The 19994-nt window shown below is 66.6% G+C and carries 15 protein-coding genes, 1 other RNA gene and 1 pseudogene; 12 read left to right on the forward strand and 5 right to left on the reverse strand.

All coding sequences use genetic code 11. The annotated features are described in order from the left end of the window. The first annotated feature begins 14 nt into the window (after positions 1-14). The 10 genes and pseudogenes from ABQZ00_RS22625 to ABQZ00_RS23930 form a co-directional block, all read left to right on the forward strand. Positions 15-1643 carry a TldD/PmbA family protein gene (locus tag ABQZ00_RS22625; RefSeq protein WP_323539202.1) on the forward strand — a complete coding sequence of 543 codons (1629 nt, stop codon included), beginning with the start codon at positions 15-17 and terminating at the stop codon, positions 1641-1643. 786 nt (positions 1644-2429) lie between these two features. Next, a complete protein-coding gene (locus ABQZ00_RS22630) occupies positions 2430-4064 on the forward strand; it encodes a TldD/PmbA family protein (protein WP_161962972.1) in 1635 nt (544 codons plus the stop codon). Between the two features lie 14 nt (positions 4065-4078). Continuing rightward, complete coding sequence (locus ABQZ00_RS22635) at positions 4079-5413, forward strand: TldD/PmbA family protein (protein WP_055852849.1); 1335 nt, start codon at positions 4079-4081, stop codon at positions 5411-5413. A gap of 158 nt (positions 5414-5571) precedes the next feature. Next, complete coding sequence (locus ABQZ00_RS22640) at positions 5572-6222, forward strand: DUF4159 domain-containing protein (protein WP_430544274.1); 651 nt, start codon at positions 5572-5574, stop codon at positions 6220-6222. A 211-nt stretch (positions 6223-6433) separates the two neighbouring features. Then, complete coding sequence (locus ABQZ00_RS22645; RefSeq protein ID WP_323539200.1) at positions 6434-7426, forward strand: AAA family ATPase; 993 nt, start codon at positions 6434-6436, stop codon at positions 7424-7426. Positions 7427-7436: 10 nt separating this feature from the next. Further along, positions 7437-8333 (forward strand): DUF58 domain-containing protein, encoded by an 897-nt coding sequence (locus ABQZ00_RS22650; RefSeq protein ID WP_323539199.1) that lies wholly within the window; start codon positions 7437-7439, stop codon positions 8331-8333. 528 nt (positions 8334-8861) lie between these two features. Further along, positions 8862-10052 carry a BatA domain-containing protein gene (locus tag ABQZ00_RS22655; RefSeq protein WP_323539198.1) on the forward strand — a complete coding sequence of 397 codons (1191 nt, stop codon included), beginning with the start codon at positions 8862-8864 and terminating at the stop codon, positions 10050-10052. Beyond that, a complete protein-coding gene (locus tag ABQZ00_RS22660) occupies positions 10049-12304 on the forward strand; it encodes a hypothetical protein (protein WP_323539197.1) in 2256 nt (751 codons plus the stop codon). The genes ABQZ00_RS22655 and ABQZ00_RS22660 overlap by 4 nt, the downstream gene beginning before the upstream one ends. Next, positions 12304-14118 carry a carboxypeptidase regulatory-like domain-containing protein gene (locus ABQZ00_RS22665; protein ID WP_323539196.1) on the forward strand — a complete coding sequence of 605 codons (1815 nt, stop codon included), beginning with the start codon at positions 12304-12306 and terminating at the stop codon, positions 14116-14118. The genes ABQZ00_RS22660 and ABQZ00_RS22665 overlap by 1 nt, the downstream gene beginning before the upstream one ends. Positions 14119-14162: 44 nt before the next feature. Further along, positions 14163-14369: pseudogene (locus ABQZ00_RS23930) on the forward strand (helix-turn-helix domain-containing protein); the annotation flags it as partial. A 234-nt stretch (positions 14370-14603) separates the two neighbouring features. Here ABQZ00_RS23930 and ABQZ00_RS22670 read toward each other — a convergent pair. The 3 genes from ABQZ00_RS22670 to ABQZ00_RS22680 form a co-directional block, all read right to left on the reverse strand. Then, entirely contained in the window at positions 14604-15239 is a 636-nt protein-coding gene (locus ABQZ00_RS22670) for a DUF938 domain-containing protein (protein WP_323539195.1), read from the reverse strand. Positions 15240-15548: 309 nt separating this feature from the next. After that, positions 15549-15944: a DUF4431 domain-containing protein gene (locus tag ABQZ00_RS22675; RefSeq protein ID WP_323539194.1), complete on the reverse strand. Its 396-nt coding sequence runs from the start codon at positions 15942-15944 to the stop codon at positions 15549-15551. Between the two features lie 63 nt (positions 15945-16007). Next, positions 16008-16802 carry an EcsC family protein gene (locus ABQZ00_RS22680; RefSeq protein ID WP_323539252.1) on the reverse strand — a complete coding sequence of 265 codons (795 nt, stop codon included), beginning with the start codon at positions 16800-16802 and terminating at the stop codon, positions 16008-16010. Positions 16803-16969: 167 nt separating this feature from the next. Here ABQZ00_RS22680 and ABQZ00_RS22685 point away from each other — a divergent pair, with 167 nt between their 5' ends. Beyond that, entirely contained in the window at positions 16970-17428 is a 459-nt protein-coding gene (locus ABQZ00_RS22685; protein WP_323539193.1) for an SRPBCC family protein, read from the forward strand. 13 nt (positions 17429-17441) lie between these two features. Here ABQZ00_RS22685 and proP read toward each other — a convergent pair whose 3' ends face one another. Then, positions 17442-18932: a glycine betaine/L-proline transporter ProP gene (gene proP, locus ABQZ00_RS22690; protein WP_323539192.1), complete on the reverse strand. Its 1491-nt coding sequence runs from the start codon at positions 18930-18932 to the stop codon at positions 17442-17444. 435 nt (positions 18933-19367) lie between these two features. Here proP and ABQZ00_RS22695 point away from each other — a divergent pair. Next, a non-coding RNA gene (locus ABQZ00_RS22695) (sX9 sRNA) lies at positions 19368-19442 on the forward strand. A gap of 87 nt (positions 19443-19529) precedes the next feature. Here the strand turns inward: ABQZ00_RS22695 and ABQZ00_RS22700 are convergent. Then, positions 19530-19859, reverse strand: coding sequence for a thioredoxin family protein (locus tag ABQZ00_RS22700; RefSeq protein WP_323539191.1), 330 nt, complete (start codon positions 19857-19859; stop codon positions 19530-19532). Positions 19860-19994 lie beyond the last annotated feature (135 nt).

The following is a 19994-nucleotide window of genomic DNA, read 5'->3' on the forward strand; positions in this document are numbered from 1 at the left end:
AACGGAGAACCGCTGTGGACCGTCGTACCTTCCTCACCTTGTCCGGCATCGGTGCAGCCGGGTTGCTGCTGCCGCATACGCGGCTGATCGCTGCAGAGCAATTGCTCAGCCCGGTGGATGCGGCACGCAACCGGCGCCTGTCCGATACCGCGCTGACCACGGCCAAGGCGGCCGGTGCCAGCTATTGCGATGTGCGCGTGGGCCGGTATCTGCGCCAGTTCGTGATCACTCGCGAGGCGCAGGTGGAGAACGTGGTCAATGCAGAATCCAGTGGCGTTGGTGTGCGCGTGCTGGCCGAGGGTGCGTGGGGCTTTGCGGCGACCAATACGCTGACCAGCGATGGCGTGGCTACCGCCACGCGGCAGGCGGTGGCGATTGCCAAGGCCAATGCGCGGCTGGGCGGCACGCCGGTGCAGCTGGCGCCGGTGACGCCGGCCGGGCAGGTCAGTTGGAAGACACCGATCAAGAAAAACGCGATGGAAGTGCCGCTGCAAGACAAAGTCGCGCTACTGATGGACGTCAACGCGGCCGCGCTCAACGCCGGCGCCACCTTCGTGGCCTCGCGCATGTTTGCGATCAACGAGCAGAAGTATTTCGCCAGCAGCGATGGCTCGTATATCGACCAGGATGTGCACCGGCTGTGGCTGCCCTTCACCGTGACCGCGGTGGACAAGGCCAGCGGCAAATTCCGTACCCGCGACGGGCTGTCCTCGCCGATGGGCATGGGGTATGAGTATCTGGATGGCGATGCGCGCGAGAAGCACGCGCTGCCTGGCGGGCTGGTCGGTTATGGAAACAGCTACGATGCGCGCGAAGACGCCATTGCCGCGGCAAAGCAGGCGCGCGCCAAGCTCACTGCGCCGTCGGTGAAGGCCGGCAAGTACGATCTGGTGATCGACCCGAGCAATCTGTTTCTCACCATCCACGAGTCGGTGGGCCATCCGCTCGAGCTCGATCGTGTGCTGGGCTATGAGGCCAACTACGCCGGCACCAGTTTCGCCACGCTGGACAAGCGCGATGCGAAGTTCCGCTGGGGTAGCGACGCGGTGACCTTTGTCGCCGACAAGACGCAGCCGGGTAGCCTGGGTGCGGTGGGCTACGACGATGAGGGCGTCAAGACCAAGCAGTGGGACTTGGTGAAGGACGGCATCCTGGTCGATTACCAATGCACGCGCGATCAGGCGCATCTGCTCGGCAAGACCGCCTCCGACGGCTGCAGTTACGCCGATTCGTGGTCCAACGTGCAGTTCCAGCGCATGCCCAACGTGTCGCTGGCAGCGGGCAAGACGCCGCTGGCGGTGGCGGACATGATCAAGAACGTCGAGCGCGGGCTATACATCCATGGACGCGGTTCGTACTCGATCGATCAGCAGCGCTACAACGCGCAGTTCGGTGGACAGCTGTTCTACGAGATCGAAAACGGCCAGGTCACGCGGCTGGTGGAAGACGGCGCTTACCAAATCCGCACGCCGGAATTCTGGAACGCCTGCAGCGCGGTCTGCGACGCGCGCGACTTCCGGTTGGGCGGCTCGTTCTTCGATGGCAAGGGGCAACCGAGCCAGGTGTCGGCGGTGTCGCATGGTTCGGCCACCGCACGCTTCGATGGTATAAACGTGATCAATACCGCGCGTTCGTTGGGCTGAAGTCTTTGAGCTGAAAGCGGCTAACGGGATGGTTTGTTCGCAGGTGTAGGGCGAGATACCCGCAGCGCTAACGGGACACTCAGCGCTCCCTTTGCTGGACGGCTTGGTTGGGCATCCAGTGCGTCGAATGTGCGGTGCCCTCACCGCACGCGGGTCACGCTGTGAATCCATCCTTGGACGCTCCGTGGCGGCATCCATGCCGCCACAGGGTCCCGCAAGCGGTAAGAACACCGCACCAGACAGTGTGCTGGCCGCTTTATTGAAAACCCAACACACCGAGCCTCTTCACTGGTCCTTGCCCGCCTACCGTCGCGGGACCTTTGGCGGCATGGATGCCGCCAAAGAGCTTACATGGACGTACTTGCAGCGTGTCCCGCGATGGTAGGCGGGCAAGGACCTTGCAGCCAAGCCGCAGCTGTATCACTGCGCGACCAAAGCCTCCACAGCCTTTTTCCAGCTGCTTGGAACATGTAAGACAACTACTGCGCACAACGCTGCGATCTTCACGCAAGGCGCGATCGTCAACGTGACAAACGCGTGCAGCATCGATCAACCGCGTGTCGCGGCGATGATGTAGCACGCATGTGCAGCCAGTCGTGTTCGCCACGTTTCAAGACAGATCCGCCGCGTCACTGACGTCATGTGGGACATCGCTTACCCACACCCCCCTGCCGAAAGTCATTTGACGCCGCATTCTTCGCCCGGCAAGAATCGGAGATACCGCGTGCAGAGCTGTGCGCGTCACCACACCACCTGCGCGCCGCGCGGGACTATTGGGGAGTTGCCGTGCAGCGACGTGATTTCCTGGCCCTGACCGGGCTGACCATGGGCGGGCTGATCGTGCCGGCCTACTTCGGCAAGGCGATTGCCGCCGAACAGTTGTTGACGCCCTTCGATGTGGGCCGCAAGAAGCGCCTGGCCGATGCCGGGCTCACCGCCGCGCGTCAGGCCGGAGCCAGTTATTGCGATGTGCGCATCGGCCGCTATCTGCGCCAGTTCGTGATCACCCGCGAAGACAAGGTGCAGAACGTGGTCAACACCGAGTCCATCGGTGCCGGCATCCGCGTGATCGTGGGCGGTGCGTGGGGCTTTGCTGCCACCAACGATCTGACCGAGCAGGGCGTGGCCAAGGCCGCCGCACAGGCCGCTGCCATCGCCAAGGCCAATGCCAAGGTGCAGGGCACGCCGGTGCAGCTGGCGCCCACGCCCGGTGTCGGCGAGGTCAGCTGGAAGACGCCGATCACCAAGAACGCGATGGAAGTGCCGATCAAGGACAAGGTGGATCTGCTGCTGGGCGTCAATGCCGCCGCCACCGCGGCCGGCGCCAGCTTCGTCAACTCGATGCTGTTCGTGGTCAACGAGCAAAAGTATTTTGCCAGCACCGATGGCTCCTACATCGACCAGGATGTGCATCGCATCTGGGCGCCACTGACCGTGACCGCCATCGACAAGGCCAGCGGCAAGTTCCGCACCCGCGAGGGGCTGTCCGCGCCGATGGGCCTGGGCTACGAATATCTGGATGGCGCAGCGTCGGGCAAGTTCGTCTCGCCCAATGGCGTGGTGAACTACGGCCTGTCCTACGACATGAAGGAAGATGCCATCGCCGCCGCCAAGCAGGCACAGGAAAAACTCAAGGCGCCGTCGGTGAAGCCGGGCAAGTACGACCTGGTGCTGGACCCCTCGCACACCTGGCTCACCATCCACGAATCGGTGGGCCACCCGCTGGAGCTGGACCGCGTGCTCGGCTACGAGGCCAACTACGCCGGCACCAGTTTCGCCACGCTGGACAAGCTCAAGGCCGGTTTCCAGTACGGCAGCGACAAGGTGCATATCCTCGCCGACAAGACCCAGCCCGGCAGCCTGGGCGCGGTGGGTTACGACGATGAAGGCGTCAAGACCAAACAGTGGGACCTGATCCGCGACGGCAAGCTGGTGGACTACCAGGCGATCCGCGACCAGGCGCATATCCTCGGCAAGACCGCCTCCGATGGCTGCTGCTACGCGGACTCGTGGTCGAGCGTGCAGTTCCAGCGCATGGCCAATGTGTCGCTGGCCGCCGGCAAGACGCCGCTGAGCGTGAGCGACTTGATCAAGAACGTCGAGAACGGCATCTACATCATCGGCGACGGCTCGTTCTCCATCGACCAACAGCGCTACAACGCGCAGTTCGGTGGTCAGTTGTTTTACGAAATCAAGAATGGTGCGATCACCCGCATGCTCGAAGACGTGGCCTACCAGATCCGCACGCCAGAATTCTGGAATGCCTGCAGCGCGGTGGCCGATCAGCGCGACTACCGCCTGGGCGGTTCGTTCTTCGATGGCAAGGGCCAGCCCAGCCAATCCTCGGCGGTCTCGCATGGTTCGTCCACCGCACGCTTCGATGGCATCAACGTCATCAGCACCGCCCGCTCGCTCGGCTGACAGGAGAAACCCACATGAGCATCCTTACCGAAGCGCAGGCCAAGGCCATCCTGGACAAGGTCATCAAACTGTCCAAGGCCGACGAGTGCACCGCCACGCTCACTGGCGCAATCGACGGCAATATCCGCTTTGCGCTCAATAACGTGTCCACCAGCGGCATTGTCGACAACACCGATCTGCAGGTGCAGGTGGCGTTTGGCAAGCGCGTGGGCACCGCCACCATCAATGAGTTCGACGATGCATCGCTGGAGCGTGTGGTACGCCGCGCCGAAGATCTGGCAAAGCTGGCACCGGAAAATCCGGAGTTCATGCCGGCCGTCGACAAGCAGACCTACACCGCCAGCCCCACCTTCAGCGCATCCACTGCAGCGGTAGACCCGGCGTTCCGCGCGCAGGTCGCAGCCGATTCGATCGCCCCCTGCAAGGGCAAGGGACTGATCGCTGCCGGCTTTCTGGAAGATGGCCAGAGTTTTACCGCCTTTGCCAACAGCAAAGGCAACTTCGGCTATCAGCGCAACGCACGCTTCGACTACACCTGTACCGTGCGCACCGAAGACGGCCGCGGCTCGGGCTGGGTGGGGCGCAATCTGAAAGACGCATCCGACTTCAAGGCCGAGCAGGACGTCCGCATCGCAATGCGCAAGGCCAGCGATTCGGCCGAAGCCAAGGCGCTGGAACCGGGCAAATACACCGTGATTCTGGAGCCGGCAGCAGCGGCCGGGCTGATCTCGTTCATGATGCGCTACTTCGATGCGCGCATGGCCGACGAGGGCCGCAGCTTCCTGTCCAAGAAGGGCGGCGGCAACAAACTGGGCGAGCAGGTGTACGACCCGCGCGTCAACATCACCGCCGACCCATGGGACGCGCGTGCAGCAGTGATGCCGTGGGACGAAGAAGGCCTGCCGCGCGAGAAGATGTCCATCGTCGAAAACGGCAAGGTCGCCAACCTGCAATATTCGCGCTACTGGGCGCAGAAGAACGGCAAGCGTGCGATCGGCGAGCCGGGCAATCTGCTGATGGCCGGCGGCGACAAGAACATCGCCGAGCTGGTGCGCGGCACCGAGAAAGGCATCCTGGTTACGCGCACCTGGTACATCCGCATGGTCGACCCGCAGACGGTGTTGCTGACCGGGCTGACCCGCGATGGCACCTTTTACATCGAGAACGGGCAGATCAAATACCCGGTGAAAAATTTCCGCTTCAACGAATCGCCGATCATCATGCTCAACAACATCGACGAACTGGGCAAGCCGGTGCGCGTGGCCGGCGATGAATCCAGCTACGTGATGATGATCCCACCGATGCGGCTGCGTGATTTCACGTTTACCTCGTTGTCGGATGCGGTGTGAGTAGAAGCCGGGAATCGGGAGTCGGGAATCGGGAATGGAAGAGCAAGAGCGGCTTCTCTCAACCTGAGTGTTCACGAGTGCTTCCGGTTCCCGGTGTCCTCCCGGCGCCTGCAACGCGCCGCCATTTCCTGCAACTGTTGCTTGGCAGCGCCGCCAGTTTGGCGCTGCCATGGCCGGCGCGTGCGGCCGGCGCTTACGATTTCTGGTTTACGCGGCTGCGCTACGACTCCGGCGATTGGGATGTGGATGCGCGCATGCCGTCCAACCTGATCACCTCGCTGATCGACTACACACAGCTGCGGGTGGACCCGGAAGAACACGTTATCGACCTGGCCGATCCGCGCATGTTGCAGGCGCCGTTCTGCTATCTGTCCGGGCACAAGCTGGTGGAATTCAATCCGGCCGAGCGGCGCAATTTCGAACAGTACGTGCGTAACGGCGGCTTCGTGTTTGTGGACGATTGCAACCACGACATCGATGGCTTGTTCGCTACCTCGTTCGAGGCGCAGATGACCGCGCTGTTCGGCAAGAGCGCGCTGCAGAAATTACCGAAGAACCATCGTCTTTACAGCGCATTCTTCAAGTTCCCGGACGGCCCGCCCGCCACCAGCTTCGAACTCAATGGCTGGGGCGATGATCTGGTGCACGACTACCTCAAGGGCATCAGCATCGATGGAAGATTGGGTGTGCTCTACAGCAACAAGGATTACGGCTGCGAATGGGATTACGACTGGCGCAACAAACGCTTCCTCGCCGAAGACAACACCAAGTTCGGCGTGAACATCGTGATGTATGCGTTGACCAACTGACATGCTGCGCAGCGCACGCGATGCGGCCCACCGATAACGTGTCGCGCGCAGGCACGCTGCTACGTAAAGCACATCTGGCTGGGTAACCTCATCGCATACGCAGATCACCGTGGCTTCGCAGGAATGTGCTCGCACCATGCAACACCATCGATAACACCGTACTACGCGCCAATACGCCGTACGCACGCCGCCACATCACCAGAGACTCCGCATGACCTCCCCCGACGAAGACACACTCACTGCCCAGCTCTCGCAACTTGGCGCGCTGCGCGCCGCTTTGGCCCAGGCCGTGGTCGGGCAGGATGCGGTGGTGGAGCAGCTATTGATCGGCCTGCTGGCTGGTGGTCACTGCCTGCTGGAAGGCGCCCCCGGGCTGGGCAAGACGCTGCTCGTGCGTTCGCTCGGCCAGGCGTTGGAACTGCAATTTCGCCGCGTGCAGTTCACCCCCGATCTGATGCCCAGCGACATCCTGGGCACCGAGTTGCTGGAAGAAGACCACGGCACCGGGCACCGGCATTTCCGGTTTCAGCAAGGCCCGATCTTCACCAACCTGCTGCTCGCCGACGAACTCAATCGCACCCCGCCCAAGACCCAGGCCGCATTGCTGGAGGCGATGAGCGAGCGCACGGTCAGCTATGCCGGCACCACCTATGCGTTGCCGGATCCGTTCTTCGTGCTGGCCACGCAGAACCCGATCGAGCAGGCCGGCACCTATCCGCTGCCGGAAGCACAGCTGGATCGTTTTTTACTGCATGTGCGCGTGGAGTACCCCAGCGAGCAGGAAGAGCGCGACATCCTCAGTCAGACCACCGGCAGCGCAAGCGCGCGGGTGCCCAAGGTGATGGATGCGGCCAGCGTGCAGGCGCTGCAGCGGCAAGTGCGGCAGGTGCATGTGAGCGCGGATCTGCTGACCTGGATCAATCGCCTGGTGCGGGCAAGCCGGCCCGGTCCGCAGGCCAGCGACGAGGTGCGGCAATGGATCAAATGGGGCGCCGGCCCGCGTGCCGGGCAATCGCTGGTGCTGGCGTCCAAGGCGCGCGCCTTGCTGCATGGCCGGCTAGCCGCCACGCGCGAGGATGTGCTGGCGCTTGCGGCGCCGGTGATGCGACATCGGTTGCTGCTGTCCTTCGCTGCCGAAGCCGAACAACGCAGTGCCGATGATGTGGTCGCCGCGCTGCTGCGCGCGGTGCCGTTCCCGAGCTGAGCGCAGCGCCATGCATCCACCGCTGCCGGCTCTGATTTCCGCCGATGTGCGCAGCCGTTTGCGCGGCTTGCAGCTGCGTGCGCGTCAGGCGCAGGGCGGGCACGGGATTGGCCAGCACGCCAGTCGCAGCCGCGGCGCCGGGCTGGAATTTGCGCAATACCGCGCCTACGAGCCGGGCGATGCGCTGCGCCAGATCGACTGGAAGCTCTACGCGCGCTCGGACCGGTTTTTCGTGCGCGAAGCCGAGCGCGAAAGCCCGCTGACGCTCTGGCTATTGCTCGATGCCACCGCGTCGGCTGGGCAGACCGACAGCGCGCGGCCGGAGCACACCCGCCTGCAGACGATGGCGACACTGGCCGCCTGCGCGGCCGAAGTGGCGCTGCAGCAAGGCGACCGCGTCGGCCTGTATGCCTTGCATGGCGGCGGCCTGGTTGCGGTGCCGGCGGGTGTCGGCAGCCGCCAGCGCGACCGGCTGTGGCTGGCCATGCACGGCTTGCGCGCCGGCGGCCGCTGGCCGGGGCTGGAGGCGTTACGGCCGTTGTGGGAACGCATCGCCGCGCACGATTTACTGCTGTCCATCGGCGATGGGTTCGATGAAGAACTTGCGAGCGCATTGGAAAAGTTCGCCGCCGCGCGCCGTGAAGTACTGCAGCTGCAGGTGCTCACCTGCGACGAACGCGATTTTCAATTCAGCGGCGGGCATCGCTTCCGCGACCCGGAAACCGGCGAAGAACTGCTCGGCGACGGCGCGGCGATGCGCGAGGACTATCTGCAACGCTTTGCCGCGGCCCAGCGCGCGCGGCAGGCGCGCTGGCAGGCGGCCGGCATCGCGCATGCCGTGCATTACCTGGATGCGCCGGCCGATGCCGCGCTGCGCCAGCTGTTCGGTCAGGGTACGGCTCGATGAGCGTGTGCTTGCGCGGGGCGGCGACGGCGCATTGCAGCTCGCGATCAGTCTCGCGATCGGCAGTGGCGGTACAGCAGCCACCACGGTGGCAAACTCGTCCTGCAAACAGCTGGCATAGCCCGCAGTGGCAACCACGCGTGCCGGGCCGCATCACGCATTGCATGTCGATACCAGTGCGGCGTGCAGCGCTGTGCGCGATGTATCTGCATTACCCAGGCAACGCCTGCGCATGAGTGCAGTGCAGACCACCGTTGCGCATGCGCACTCCATGCAACTGCGCATGCCATCGCTGTTGCGATTGCAGTCGCAGTTGCGGCCACAGTTGCCTAGGCAACGTCTTCGCATGAGTACAACGCCGACCACCGTCGCGCGCGTGCACGGCTTGCGGCTGCGATTGCAGGTGGAGTCGCAGTTACGGCTACAACTGCTGTTGCCGCTGAGACAGCAAACCCACCCTTTCCACAGCCACCCGCACACCGGCAGCACCATGCACGCACTCGTGCACAGCGTCAGCGCAGAGGCAGGGGCATGAACCTGCTCTTGCTGTTCCCCGCCGGGCTCGCGGCATTGGCCGCGTTGCTGCTGCCGCTGCTGATCCATCTAGCGCGGCGTAGCGAGCACCGGCCTACCGACTTCGCTGCGCTGCGCTGGTTGCGTGCAGTGCCACGCCCACGCCACCGCGTGCGCCTGGACGAGCTGCCGTTGCTGCTGGTGCGCCTGCTGCTATTGGCAGCGTTGGCGCTGCTGCTGGCAGAACCGGCGTTGCGTGCGCATCCGGATGCGCGCCCGCGTATCGCAGTGAGTCCGGGTGTGGACCTGGCCGCCGCACGCGCGCTGGCGCAGCCCAAGGATGCGCAATGGGTGTGGCTGGCGCCGGGCTTTGCAGCGATCGATGCCGAGGCAGATGTCACCAACAGTAATGGTGCGCAGGCCGGCAGTCCGCAACCGGTTGGCAGCCTGCTGCGCGAACTCGATGCCAGCCTGCCTGCAGACGCGCCGCTCAGCGTGATCGTGCCCGCGCAGTGGGGCGTGGTGGATGCGCAGCGGGTGCAGTTGTCGCGTGCAGTGCAGTGGCAGGTGCTGCCCGGTGCATCGCCGGTGGCCGCCACGCCTGCCACCGTACCGCTGCGCATGCAGGCAATTGCCGACGACCGCGCCGCGCCGGCCCTGCGCTATCTGCGCGCGGTGCATGCCGCCTGGGCGCTGCCGGGCAGCTTGCCGGTGGGCGTGCCTGCCGATGCCGTGCCGGCGCGCTGGGCACCCGGCACGGTGGTGGCGTGGCTGTCGCCCACCGCCCCGCCCGCGCCGGTGCTGGATTGGGTTGCGACCGGCGGCCAGCTGCTGCTGGATGCGCGCACGCCGGTGCCGCCCGCACTCGCCGCGCCGCTGCAACCCGTGCTCGAAACACAGGGGCAGCCGGTGCTCGACGCCGCCGCGTTCGGGCGCGGGCGCCTGCTGCGCTGGGCCGCGCCGTTGCAGCCGCAGCAGCTGCCGGCGTTGTTGGACGCCGGGTTCCCCACCCGCCTGTACGCTGCGCTGCAACCACCAACCATCCCGCAGCGCGCCCTGGCGCAGACCCAACAGCCGCAGCGCGGCGGCGCGATCCGGCTGACCACGCCGCCATGGCCGCTGGCACCGTGGCTGGTCGGTGTGGTGTTGCTGCTGTTTGCGCTCGAGCGCTGGCTGGCCACCGCGCCACGCCGGAGCAGCGCGGCATGAGCACGCCCGCACTGCAGCGCGCCTGGCAGGCCGCACGCCGACGTCGCGCTGCCGGGGTGCTGGTGTTCGGGTGGCCGCTGGCGCTGCTGGCGGGCGCGGGTGCCTGGCGCATGGGCGCACACGCCGCGGTGGTGCCGCTGTTGCTGTTGGGCGTCGCGATGCTGGCCGCCGTCGCGCTGCACGCGGCGCGGCAGCTGGACCAGACCTGGCTGATCCGCCGGCTGGATCGCGAACCGGACCTGGACGACAGCAGCGACCTGCTGTTCGCACCGGCCACGCAACTGGGCCCGCTGCAGGCGCTGCAACGTCAGCGGCTGGAGCAGCGCCTACGCAGCACTCCGCGCGATCTGCGCCCAGCCTGGCCATGGCGGCGCGCATGGCCCTGGAGCCTGCTCGGCCTGGCCGCCTGCAGCGCGCTGCTGCTGTGGCCGCCGCGTGAGCTGCCGCCAGCCGCCCCCGCCGACCGCGTGGCCGCCGCCCGTGCCAGCAGCGGCGCTGCGATGCTGCGTCAGGCGCAGCTGCGCAGCACACCGCCGGCCTACACCGGCCTGCCTGCCGCGCGGCTGCCCGGCCTGGATGCGCGCGTGCCCGCCGGCACCCGGCTGGACTGGCAACTGCAGGTCAGCCCGGCCCCGCGCAACGTGGCGTTGCGGCTCACCGACGGCCGCCTCATCCCACTGACCCGGCAGGGCAGCAGCGACCAATGGCAGGGCCAATGGATCGCTACGCGCGCCAACCTGTACCGCATTCTCATCGACGGCACGCCCGCCGACCGCCAACTGCACCGGCTGGACGTGCTGCCGGACCGCCCGCCGCAGGTGCGCGTGCTCGCCCCCGAGCAGAGCCTGGTGCTGTGGACACCGGCCAATGGCGCCTGGGCACTACGCTTCGAAGCCAGCGACGATTACGCCGTGGCCGCCAGCGCCGAGCTGCGCCTGACCCTGGCCCAGGGCAGCGGCGAGAACATCACCTTCAAGACCCAGCGCCGCACGCTCACCGGCAGCGGCCCGGTCACCCGCCGCAACTTCGCCGCCACGCTGCAGCCGCAGGCGCTGGGCATGGCCGCCGGCGATGACCTGATCGCGCAGCTGATCGTGCATGACACCCGCCAGCCCGGCCCGCAGGAAGGCCGCAGCGCCAGCGTGATCCTGCGCTGGCCGCCGCCGGAACAGACCATGGCCGCCGGCCTGGAGGCGAGCGTCAAACAGACCTTGCCGGCCTACTTCCGTAGCCAGCGCCAGATCATCATCGACGCCGAGGCGCTGCTGAAGGAAAAACCGCGCCTGGACGCGGCCACCTATCTCAAACGCGCCGACGCCATCGGCGTAGACCAGCGCCTGCTGCGCCTGCGCTACGGCCAGTTCCTGGGCGAAGAAAGCGAAGGCGCGCCAAAGGGCCCGCCGACCGCCGACGCACCGCCCACCAGCGACGCCCCGGCCGATGACATGCCCACCGCCGATGCGCCGGCCGCGCCGGACGAGCACGCCCATGACGCCACGCAACCACACGCCGATCATGATCATGACCACGCCGCCGCCCCCGCCAGCGGCGCCGCTGCCCTGGACGACCACGACCACGATCACACCGATGGGCGCCCCGAGCGCAGCGGCTTCGGCCAGGCGCAGGACGTGCTGACCGAGTTCGGCCACACCCACGACCACGCCGAAGCGGCCACCTTGCTGGACCCGCAGACCCGCGCCCTGCTGCGCGCCGCGCTGGACCAGATGTGGCAATCCGAAGGCGAGTTGCGCCAGGGCCACCCCGAGCGCGCGCTGCCGTTCGCCAACAAGGCGCTGGGCTTCATCAAGCAGGTGCAGCAGGCCGAGCGCATCTATCTGGCACGCGTCGGCACGCAACTGCCGCCGATCGACCCCAGCCGGCGCATGAGCGGCAAGCGCGACGGACTGGCGCGCGGCGCCGCTGCCCTGGACGCGCGCACCAGCCCGGATCCGCAACCGATGGCGCTCTGGCAGGCGCTGGGCAACGCTGCGCCAGCCCAGGATGCCGCCGCACTGGACGCCTTTGCGCGCTGGCTGCCGGCGCACGAGACCCAGCTCGATGCCCCGCTGGACCTGGCCGCCGCCGTCGAGACGCTGCGCGCCACACCCGACTGCGCCAGCTGCCGGCAACGCCTGCGCGCGCTGCTGTGGCCGGTACTGGTGCGTCCGCCGGCTGCCGTGCAACCGCGCACTGCCCCCGATGCTGGCGGCCAACGCTATCTCGATGCCCTGCACGCACAGGAGCGCCCCTGATGCCGGCCTGGATCATCATCGCCACCCTGGCTGGCATCACGCTGCTGGCGTGGTGGCGCCTGCGCCGTGCCCCTATCGCCGGCTGGCGCAAGGCCGCGCTGCTCGCCTTGCAGCCGGTGTGCGCCGCGCTGCTGTATTGCGCACTGGTCCCGCCGTCGCTGCCCGCGCATGGCGGCACGCTGGTGGTCGCCACCGCCGGCAGCGACACGGCAGCGCTGACCACCGCGCCCGGCGACGCGCGCATCGCGCTACCCGAGGCCCCGGCCGCGCTGCGCGATGCCGAGCGCATGCCGGATCTGGCCACCGCCTTGCGTCGCCATCCCGGCACCACCGGGCTGCGCATCGTCGGCGCCGGCCTGCCCGCGCGCGACCGCGACACCGCGCGCGACCGCGACACCGCGCGCGGCTGGCCGCTGCGCTACACCGCTCCAGCGCCCACGCCCGGCTTGAGCGAGCTGTCCACGCCATCGTTGCTGGCGCCAGGGACCGATCTGCGGATCCACGGCCGCATCACCGGTGTGCGCGAGGCCAGGCTCGAACTGCTGGACCCGGCCGGGCGCCGCGTCGATCTGGTTGCGCCCGACGCTGACGGCCGCTTCCAGCTCGGCGGCAGCGTGCGCGCCGCTGGCGACAGCGTTTTTGTGGTGCGCGTGCTCGGGCCGGACGCACGCCCACGCGACCAGGCCGAGGTGCCGGTGTCCGTGGTGGAGAGCCCTGCCGCCAACCTCTGGATCATCGCCGGCGCCCCGCAACCCGAGCTCAAGTATCTGCGTCGCTGGGCGCACGACGCCGGCCTGGACCTGCACACCCAGATCGCCACCGGCGGCGGCATGCAGCTGGGCGACGCGCAGCGTGCGCTGGACGCCGCCACGCTGGACCGCAGCGACCTGCTGATCCTCGACGAGCGTGCGCTGGCCAGCCTGTCGCGGCTGCAACGCGATGCAGTGCGGGCGGCGGTCGAACGCGGCCTGGGCCTGTTGCTGCGCCTCAGCGGCCCGCTCGATGCCGCACAACGCACTGCCATCGCCGCGCTGGGCTTGCCGCTGCGTGGCGATAACGCCGCCGCGCCGCTGCTGGTCGCGCCCGCATCCAATGCCTCGCGTCAGGCGCTGCATCAGCAATCGCCGCAGCACGCAGCGGACGCGCGCGATGCCACAAGCGAGGCACTGCCCACCCTGGAACGCCGCACGCTGGTTCCCGACGCCCCCGATGCCATCGCCGTGCTGCGCGCATCCAACGGCACGCCTTACGCGTGGTGGCGCGCCATCGGGCGCGGGCGTATCGGCCTGATCGCCGTCACCGACAGCTACCGCCTGGTGCTGCAAGGCCAACCCGATCTGCATGCCGCGCTGTGGAGCCAGATGCTCTCGCCGCTGACGCGCGCCCAACCCACAGCGCGCGTCCCCACCCGCGTTGGTTGGCGCGACCAACGCATCAGCGTCTGCAACCTGAGCCGCGATGCACAGCTGCTCTCGCCCGATGGCACCACCCACCCACTGCCACCGGACCCCGGCACCGGCGCGGCGGCATGCGCCGGCCTCTGGCCCGAGCACACCGGTTGGTATCGCTGGCAAGACGTAACACGCAGCGGCGCGCTCTACATCCGCGCACCTGCCGACGCGCCTGCCCTGTTCGCCAACACGCAACGCGATGCAACGCGTGCACTCATCAACCACAGCGCCACGCCACGCCAGGCACGCCCAACGCCCCAGCCCGGCCCACGCTGGCCATGGTGGCTGGGGTTTGTCGCCGCAGCGGCGGTGCTGTGGTGGTTGGAACGGTGGCGTGACGCACGCGCGACACCTGCCACCTAGGCAGCGATGTGTGATGCGTGCGCGCAAGGTTTGAACGCTGCCGCGTGTACGACCAAGCGCCTAGGCTAGGAGTAAGCAGCCGCACATTGCAGCGCCGCCTGCATGAGCAAGGCACCACGTTTCAACAAATGCTGGACAAGGTTCGCGCAGCACTGGCCGAGCATTATCTGCGCAAGCCCATGATGTCCAGCGCAGAGATCGCCTTGCTGCTTGGGTTTGAAAACACCAACTCGTTCGTGCGCGCCTTCCGGGTCTGGATCGGCAAGAAAGACGCCGCAGGCGGTTCGTCGCGATACGCCGCAGGAATGATGCGATGGCGCCGCGTGCGATCCAGCGCGCGCGCTGCAGTGCGGCCATTACGACAACGCGATAGGTACCCAACAGCAGCGCTACACGGTCGGCGCCGCGATGACTGCCGCCGCTGGCGCGGATGCGGTCATCGTCGGCAACTGCGCGACCGGCGCGCATCAAAACGCCAACGCGTTCTAGCCCCGCCGCCACACCCGGCAGTAGTTGTTGGCCGGCATCTCGACATCTTCCACCAGCTGCAAGCCCACCTGCGCAGCCAGCGCGTCCACGTCGGCCGCATCACGAATGCCCGATGCCGCATCGCGTGCGCGCAACATCGCATCGAAGTCGCGATTGCTGTCGCTGGTGAACTGACCATCGCGATTGAACGGCCCATACACCACCAGCACCGCCTGCGGTGCCATCACCTCGGGCAAGCCCGCAAACAAGGCCTGCACCTGCGGCCAGCCCATGATGTGCAAGGTGTTAGCGCTGTAGATCGCATCGAATCCACGCTGACCATCGGGCAGCGCGGGCAAGGCCGGCGGTGGCGCCAAGCCAAGCGTCGGCGTCAGTACAGCCTGCATGGCGATGGGCGGCGGCGTGTTGGGTAGCGCGGCGTCATCCAGCCATTGCTGCATGCCCGGCAGATGATCGGCGTGATCGCTGGCCTGCCACTGCAACCACGACATCGACGCAGCAAAATGCACCGCATGCTGGCCGGTGCCTGCGCCGATTTCCAGCACATGGTGGCGATCGGCGAAGTAACGCTGCAACACCGCAAGAATCGGATCGCGGTTACGTGCGGAAGCAGGCGAGAAAGGTTTGGTCATGGCCAAGGTCCGGACAGAAAGGAGGCATTGGAGCGCTGGTCATTGTGGCGCGTCGCGGCGCAGATTGCGTTGGCCGGGGGACGGAGATGCTCGCACTCGACACGCTGCTGTGTGCCACGCGGCGTCGAACCGTCGGTGCCGGGCTGCATGCAGCGGCTCGCGCAACAGGTGCATCCGCTCGCTGGCGCGCTGCGCTGCATGCGCCAGAAGTGCATTGCCTCGTCGGAATCGCCCGTCACTGCCGATCGCCTGAGCCAAGCCATCTCGCGCAACGGCGGCAGCCTGGGCACAGCAGCAGGCCGCAAGCGGCTAGTTCTTGTCTGAACCCTGGTTCTTGTCTGAAACGCTGGTCACCGACAGCAACACATCGGTGTAGTGGTGGCCGTTATCCGAATGAAAGAGCGTCCCGGACACGCGCGCCTGGCGGCCCTTCAACTGCTTGAACGCGCGCATGGTTGTTGCATCGAGGGACAGCTGCAACAGCGTGATGCCGGTTGCAGATGGCTCGAAGTCCTCTTTGCCATCGGTCGCCTCCACGGTGAGCGGAGCAACGAGTTTGAGCGCCGGATATCTCACCTCCGCACCATCGGGTGTCTGGCCGGTGGCACTGATGAGCATGCCCTGGAGCGTGACTTCCGGCGCGCCGTACCGATGTGACTGCGCACAGGCAGGCGCGGCGATGACGCCACACAGGATCAACAGCAAACGCCGTGCAGTTTTCATTTCACGCAGTCCCTTGCAATGGTGATCAGGGTAGATCGTGAGGCCCTATCGCGCAGGAGGCAGCGCCTCATACGCCCGCCGCACAGCCTCCTCGCCGAACTGCCGTTCCAGCCGGCGCACGATGAAGTGCCCGCGGGCCATGGCCTGGAAGTGGCGGATAAAGACCGTGTTGAGGGTGGCGCCGCTCACCGCGCCTACCAACGGCACCGCCTGCACGGCGAGTTTCTCGCCCACGTTGACCGAGAACTTGGCGGCGATGCGCGAGACCAGCGACACCAAGGCCGGCGCGCCCTTGCTGGCGAAGCCATGCGCGGCAACATGGCGGGCAGCGGCGCTGAGTTGCTGCGCCATTGCCGCACGCACTGCGAAATAGCCGGATTCGGCGCCGTCGTCCACCACGCTGCGGCCGCCGTGCGCCAGCACTTCCAGGCAGGCCAGCGCGGTGTCCGGGCTTTGCAGCGATTCGCCTTCGGCGCGCGCGATGTCGGCGATGGAGCGCAGCATCACGGTGGTGGTCAGCGGCAGCTCCACCATCAGGCCCGGCAGGCCGAAGAAGCCGCCGGCACCACCGGCCACGGCCACCGCCAGGGTGTGCCGGGTGGTGGAGGCCGGCTGCAGCGTCTCACGCTTGCCGCGCAGGCTCAGCAATGCCGACTTCATGGCCACCTGCAGCGCGCGACGGGTGAGGCCATCGATGCTGCGGGTCACCATCTTGGGCAGCCGTTTGGTGATCAAGCTCTCGATCGGCGCGCCCAGCGCGTTGGCCAGCTGGGCTGCCACGCCGGGGTTTTCCAGCAGCGCGTGCGCCGTGGCCAGGTCGCGCTGCGCGGCCACATCCATCACCGGTATCGGAAGCGTCGTCATGCCTGCTCTCGTCATAGGGTCTGCGTCGATGGTACCCAGCGCCGTGTGAGCGCCGGACGAGCGGCCGGTCGCAGATCGGCCAAAGCTGCAATTGGCTGGCAAAATGCGCGATCATCGGCGTCCACGCAGGCAATGCCCATCAGATGAACCGTGAGATCCGCCACAGCATCGTGATCGCCGCCGCACCGGAAGTGGTGTCCGCCGCGCTATCCGAGCCCGTGCAGCTGGCGCGCTGGTGGACGCGCGAGGTGCAGCAGGCCGACGACTGCGTGCGCCTGGATTGGAGCAGCCACGGCTGGCAAGTGGTCCTGCGCATCGACGAAGGCGCCGACCATCGGCTGGTGCGCTGGCGCTGCGAGCGCTCCAACATGCTCGACACCGCGGCCTGGGAGGGCACGGTGATGCGCTTCGATCTGATCTCCATCAGCCAGGGCACGCGCGTGGAGTTCGTGCAGTCCGGCTACCGCGACTCGCCGTGTCTGGAGGCGTGCACCCAGGGCTGGCAGTACTTCCTGGGCAGCAGCCTCAAGCGCTATGTGGAAACCGGGCAGGGCATGCCCTACCCGGACATGCCCGACACCCGCGACCCCGCATTGCGCTGAGCACAGTACGCGCTCATGCAGTGCGCGGCTGGCCCACCGACGGCACGCCGGGTACCGGCAACTGCGCATCCACCGTGACCGGGCTATCGGCCTGCAGCAGCGCGCGCGCCTCCGCAGCGCTGGCCACCGCCGGCGGTGAGCCACGCAACGGCAGCCCGGCGGTTTCGCGTACGAACAGCATCGTCACCAGCCCGATCGCCGCCGCGCCCATCAGGTAATACGCCGGCACCAACGGGTCGCCGGTGCGCTCCACCAGCCAGGCAGTCACCAGCGGCGTGGTGCCGCCGAACAACGACACCGACACGTTGAAGCCGATCGACAAGGCGCTGTAGCGCACCGGCGTGTAGAACAGCGCCGGCAAGGTGGACGGCATCGAGCTGGTAAAGCACACCAGCGCCAGACCCAGCAGCATCAATCCGAGGAAGATCAGCGCATCCGAGCCGCTGCCGATCAGCAGCAGGCACGGAATCGCCAGCGCAAACAGGGCGATGCACGCGCCGATGATCATCGGCCGACGCCCCAGTTTGTCGCTGAACATGCCGCCGACAATATTGAGCGGCATCATCACCAGCATGACCAGGATGATCAGCAGCAAGCCCTTGCTTTCCGCATAGCCCATGGTGACGCTGAGGTAGCTGGGCATATAGGTCAGCAGCATGTAGTCGGTGACGTTGAACACCAGCACCAGGCCAACGCACTTGAGCAGTTGCGGCCAATGCAGGCGCAGCAGGGTCATCAGGCCCTGACCGGCAGTCTCCCGTTCGCGCTGTTCGGATTGCTCGGTGTAGGCACGAAACGCCGGGGTTTCTTCCAGTTTCATGCGCATGTACAGGCCCAGCAGTCCCAGTGGGCCGGCGATCAAAAAGGGCACGCGCCAGCCCCAATCGAGCATTTGCGACGGTGTCACGCTCATGTGCAACGCGGTCACCGTGGCGGCACCGGCGATATAGCCGCCCAGCGTGCCGAATTCCAGCCAGCTGCCCATTACACCGCGATTGCGATCGGTGGCGTATTCGGCAATGAAGGTGGCCGCGCCGCCGTATTCGCCGCCGGTGGAAAACCCTTGCAACAAGCGCGCCAGCAACAGCAATGCCGGTGCCCACAGACCGATGCGTTCGTAGGAGGGAATCAGGCCGATGCTGAAGGTGCCCAAGGCCATCAGGATCATCGTGGCCGCCAGCACCTTCTGGCGCCCATAGCGGTCGCCCAGCGGGCCGAACACCATGCCGCCGATGGGCCGCACCAGAAAGGCGACGGTGAAGGTGGCGAAGGTGGCGATCAACTGCGCAGTGGGATTGCTCGCCGGGAAGAACACCTGCCCCAGCGTCACCGCCAGATAGCCGTACACACCGAAGTCGAACCACTCCATCGCGTTGCCCAGCGCCGCGGCGCTCACCGCGCGGCGCAGCATGTTGCGATCCACCACGGTGACGTCGTCGAGTTGCAGTTGGCGGCGGCGTTTGAACCAACCGAAGTGCGAACGAATCGCGCGCGTGTCGTGCATGTGCTTGGTCTCCAGGTGCGTTGCAGCTGCGGGCCATCGCTGCCCGCACGTCCTGACAACACACAGGACACGGCACTTCACACACACGGCAGGAGCACATGCACTGGAGAGACCGGAGGCATTCCCGGACGGCCGCGTCAACTCAGCGGCGCTGCGGGACAGATGACCAAAGGGATGGGCGTACGCCCAAGGGCTTGATCAGCCCGCCATGTTACTACAGCGAGCAATTGGCTGCAGACGCGACCGTGCGCGACGCAGGATGTGCGCTGATTTCAGGCGTTTTTCTTGATTTTTTGCAATTGCATCAACGGCGGCAATACCTGCTCCGCGATGACAATGGCGACGTTTTGATGCCGTGGCACTACTGCACGCTTGGAGCAGCCAACAAAACGCGTGTGCAGCCGCCAGGCAGGAGCGACATGTACTCAGTGCGACATGTACGACTCGTACATTGCAATTCCGAGTGCGCCGTCTGCATCCACCCGACGACTGCTCACTGCATTTTTAGCCGCTCTCGGTTCGTTTGCGCGAGATGACGCGCGCGATCGGGCAACCTCAACACATCCACGACAGCGCATGTTGCAATCACAACGCGCGTCAACCTGCCTCCAGCACCGCCAGCACGTCTTGCAGATCTTCACGGGTCTGCGGGCGCACCGCGCGGGCGACTTCTTCGCCATCGCGCAGCAGGATCACCGTCGGCCAGAGCTTGACGCGAAAGGAGCGACCCAACGGCCGCCCTTTTCCATCTTCGAACTTGTAGTACGCCATCGCGTCATAACCACCCAGCAGTTTCTGCAACAACGGCTGCGCCGCGATGCAATGCCCGCACCAATCGGTACCGAATTCCAGTAGCTGCAGCCCGGCCTGCGCATCCACCTCGCTACGTTCCGGTGCCTGTGTGGCGTAATCGCGAACAAACCCCATCGACACTGTCTCCATGACCGTAAGTGACCCACACCCTACCGCACAGGCGATCGATCGCTGCGCAAGGTGCGTTCGGCAGCGCGGTGCACGAACGCTATCTCCCAGATCCCAAACGCCGGCCGCGCGGGCCGAACG

Origin of the sequence: Xanthomonas sp. WHRI 10204, assembly GCF_040202875.1 — a bacterium.
In the GTDB taxonomy this organism is placed as follows: domain Bacteria; phylum Pseudomonadota; class Gammaproteobacteria; order Xanthomonadales; family Xanthomonadaceae; genus Xanthomonas.

What these genes read in the sequence shown, in the direction of transcription:
- ABQZ00_RS22635 (WP_055852849.1), top strand. Translation starts at nt 4,079, where the DNA reads ATGAGCATCCTTACCGAAGCGCAGGCCAAGGCCATCCTGGACAAGGTC.
- ABQZ00_RS22645 (WP_323539200.1), top strand. Translation starts at nt 6,434, where the DNA reads ATGACCTCCCCCGACGAAGACACACTCACTGCCCAGCTCTCGCAACTT.
- ABQZ00_RS22650 (WP_323539199.1), top strand. Translation starts at nt 7,437, where the DNA reads ATGCATCCACCGCTGCCGGCTCTGATTTCCGCCGATGTGCGCAGCCGT.
- ABQZ00_RS22655 (WP_323539198.1), top strand. Translation starts at nt 8,862, where the DNA reads ATGAACCTGCTCTTGCTGTTCCCCGCCGGGCTCGCGGCATTGGCCGCG.
- ABQZ00_RS22660 (WP_323539197.1), top strand. Translation starts at nt 10,049, where the DNA reads ATGAGCACGCCCGCACTGCAGCGCGCCTGGCAGGCCGCACGCCGACGT.
- ABQZ00_RS22665 (WP_323539196.1), top strand. Translation starts at nt 12,304, where the DNA reads ATGCCGGCCTGGATCATCATCGCCACCCTGGCTGGCATCACGCTGCTG.
- ABQZ00_RS22670 (WP_323539195.1), bottom strand. Translation starts at nt 15,239, where the DNA reads ATGACCAAACCTTTCTCGCCTGCTTCCGCACGTAACCGCGATCCGATT.
- ABQZ00_RS22680 (WP_323539252.1), bottom strand. Translation starts at nt 16,802, where the DNA reads ATGGATGTGGCCGCGCAGCGCGACCTGGCCACGGCGCACGCGCTGCTG.
- ABQZ00_RS22685 (WP_323539193.1), top strand. Translation starts at nt 16,970, where the DNA reads ATGAACCGTGAGATCCGCCACAGCATCGTGATCGCCGCCGCACCGGAA.
- proP (WP_323539192.1), bottom strand. Translation starts at nt 18,932, where the DNA reads ATGCACGACACGCGCGCGATTCGTTCGCACTTCGGTTGGTTCAAACGC.
- ABQZ00_RS22700 (WP_323539191.1), bottom strand. Translation starts at nt 19,859, where the DNA reads ATGGGGTTTGTTCGCGATTACGCCACACAGGCACCGGAACGTAGCGAG.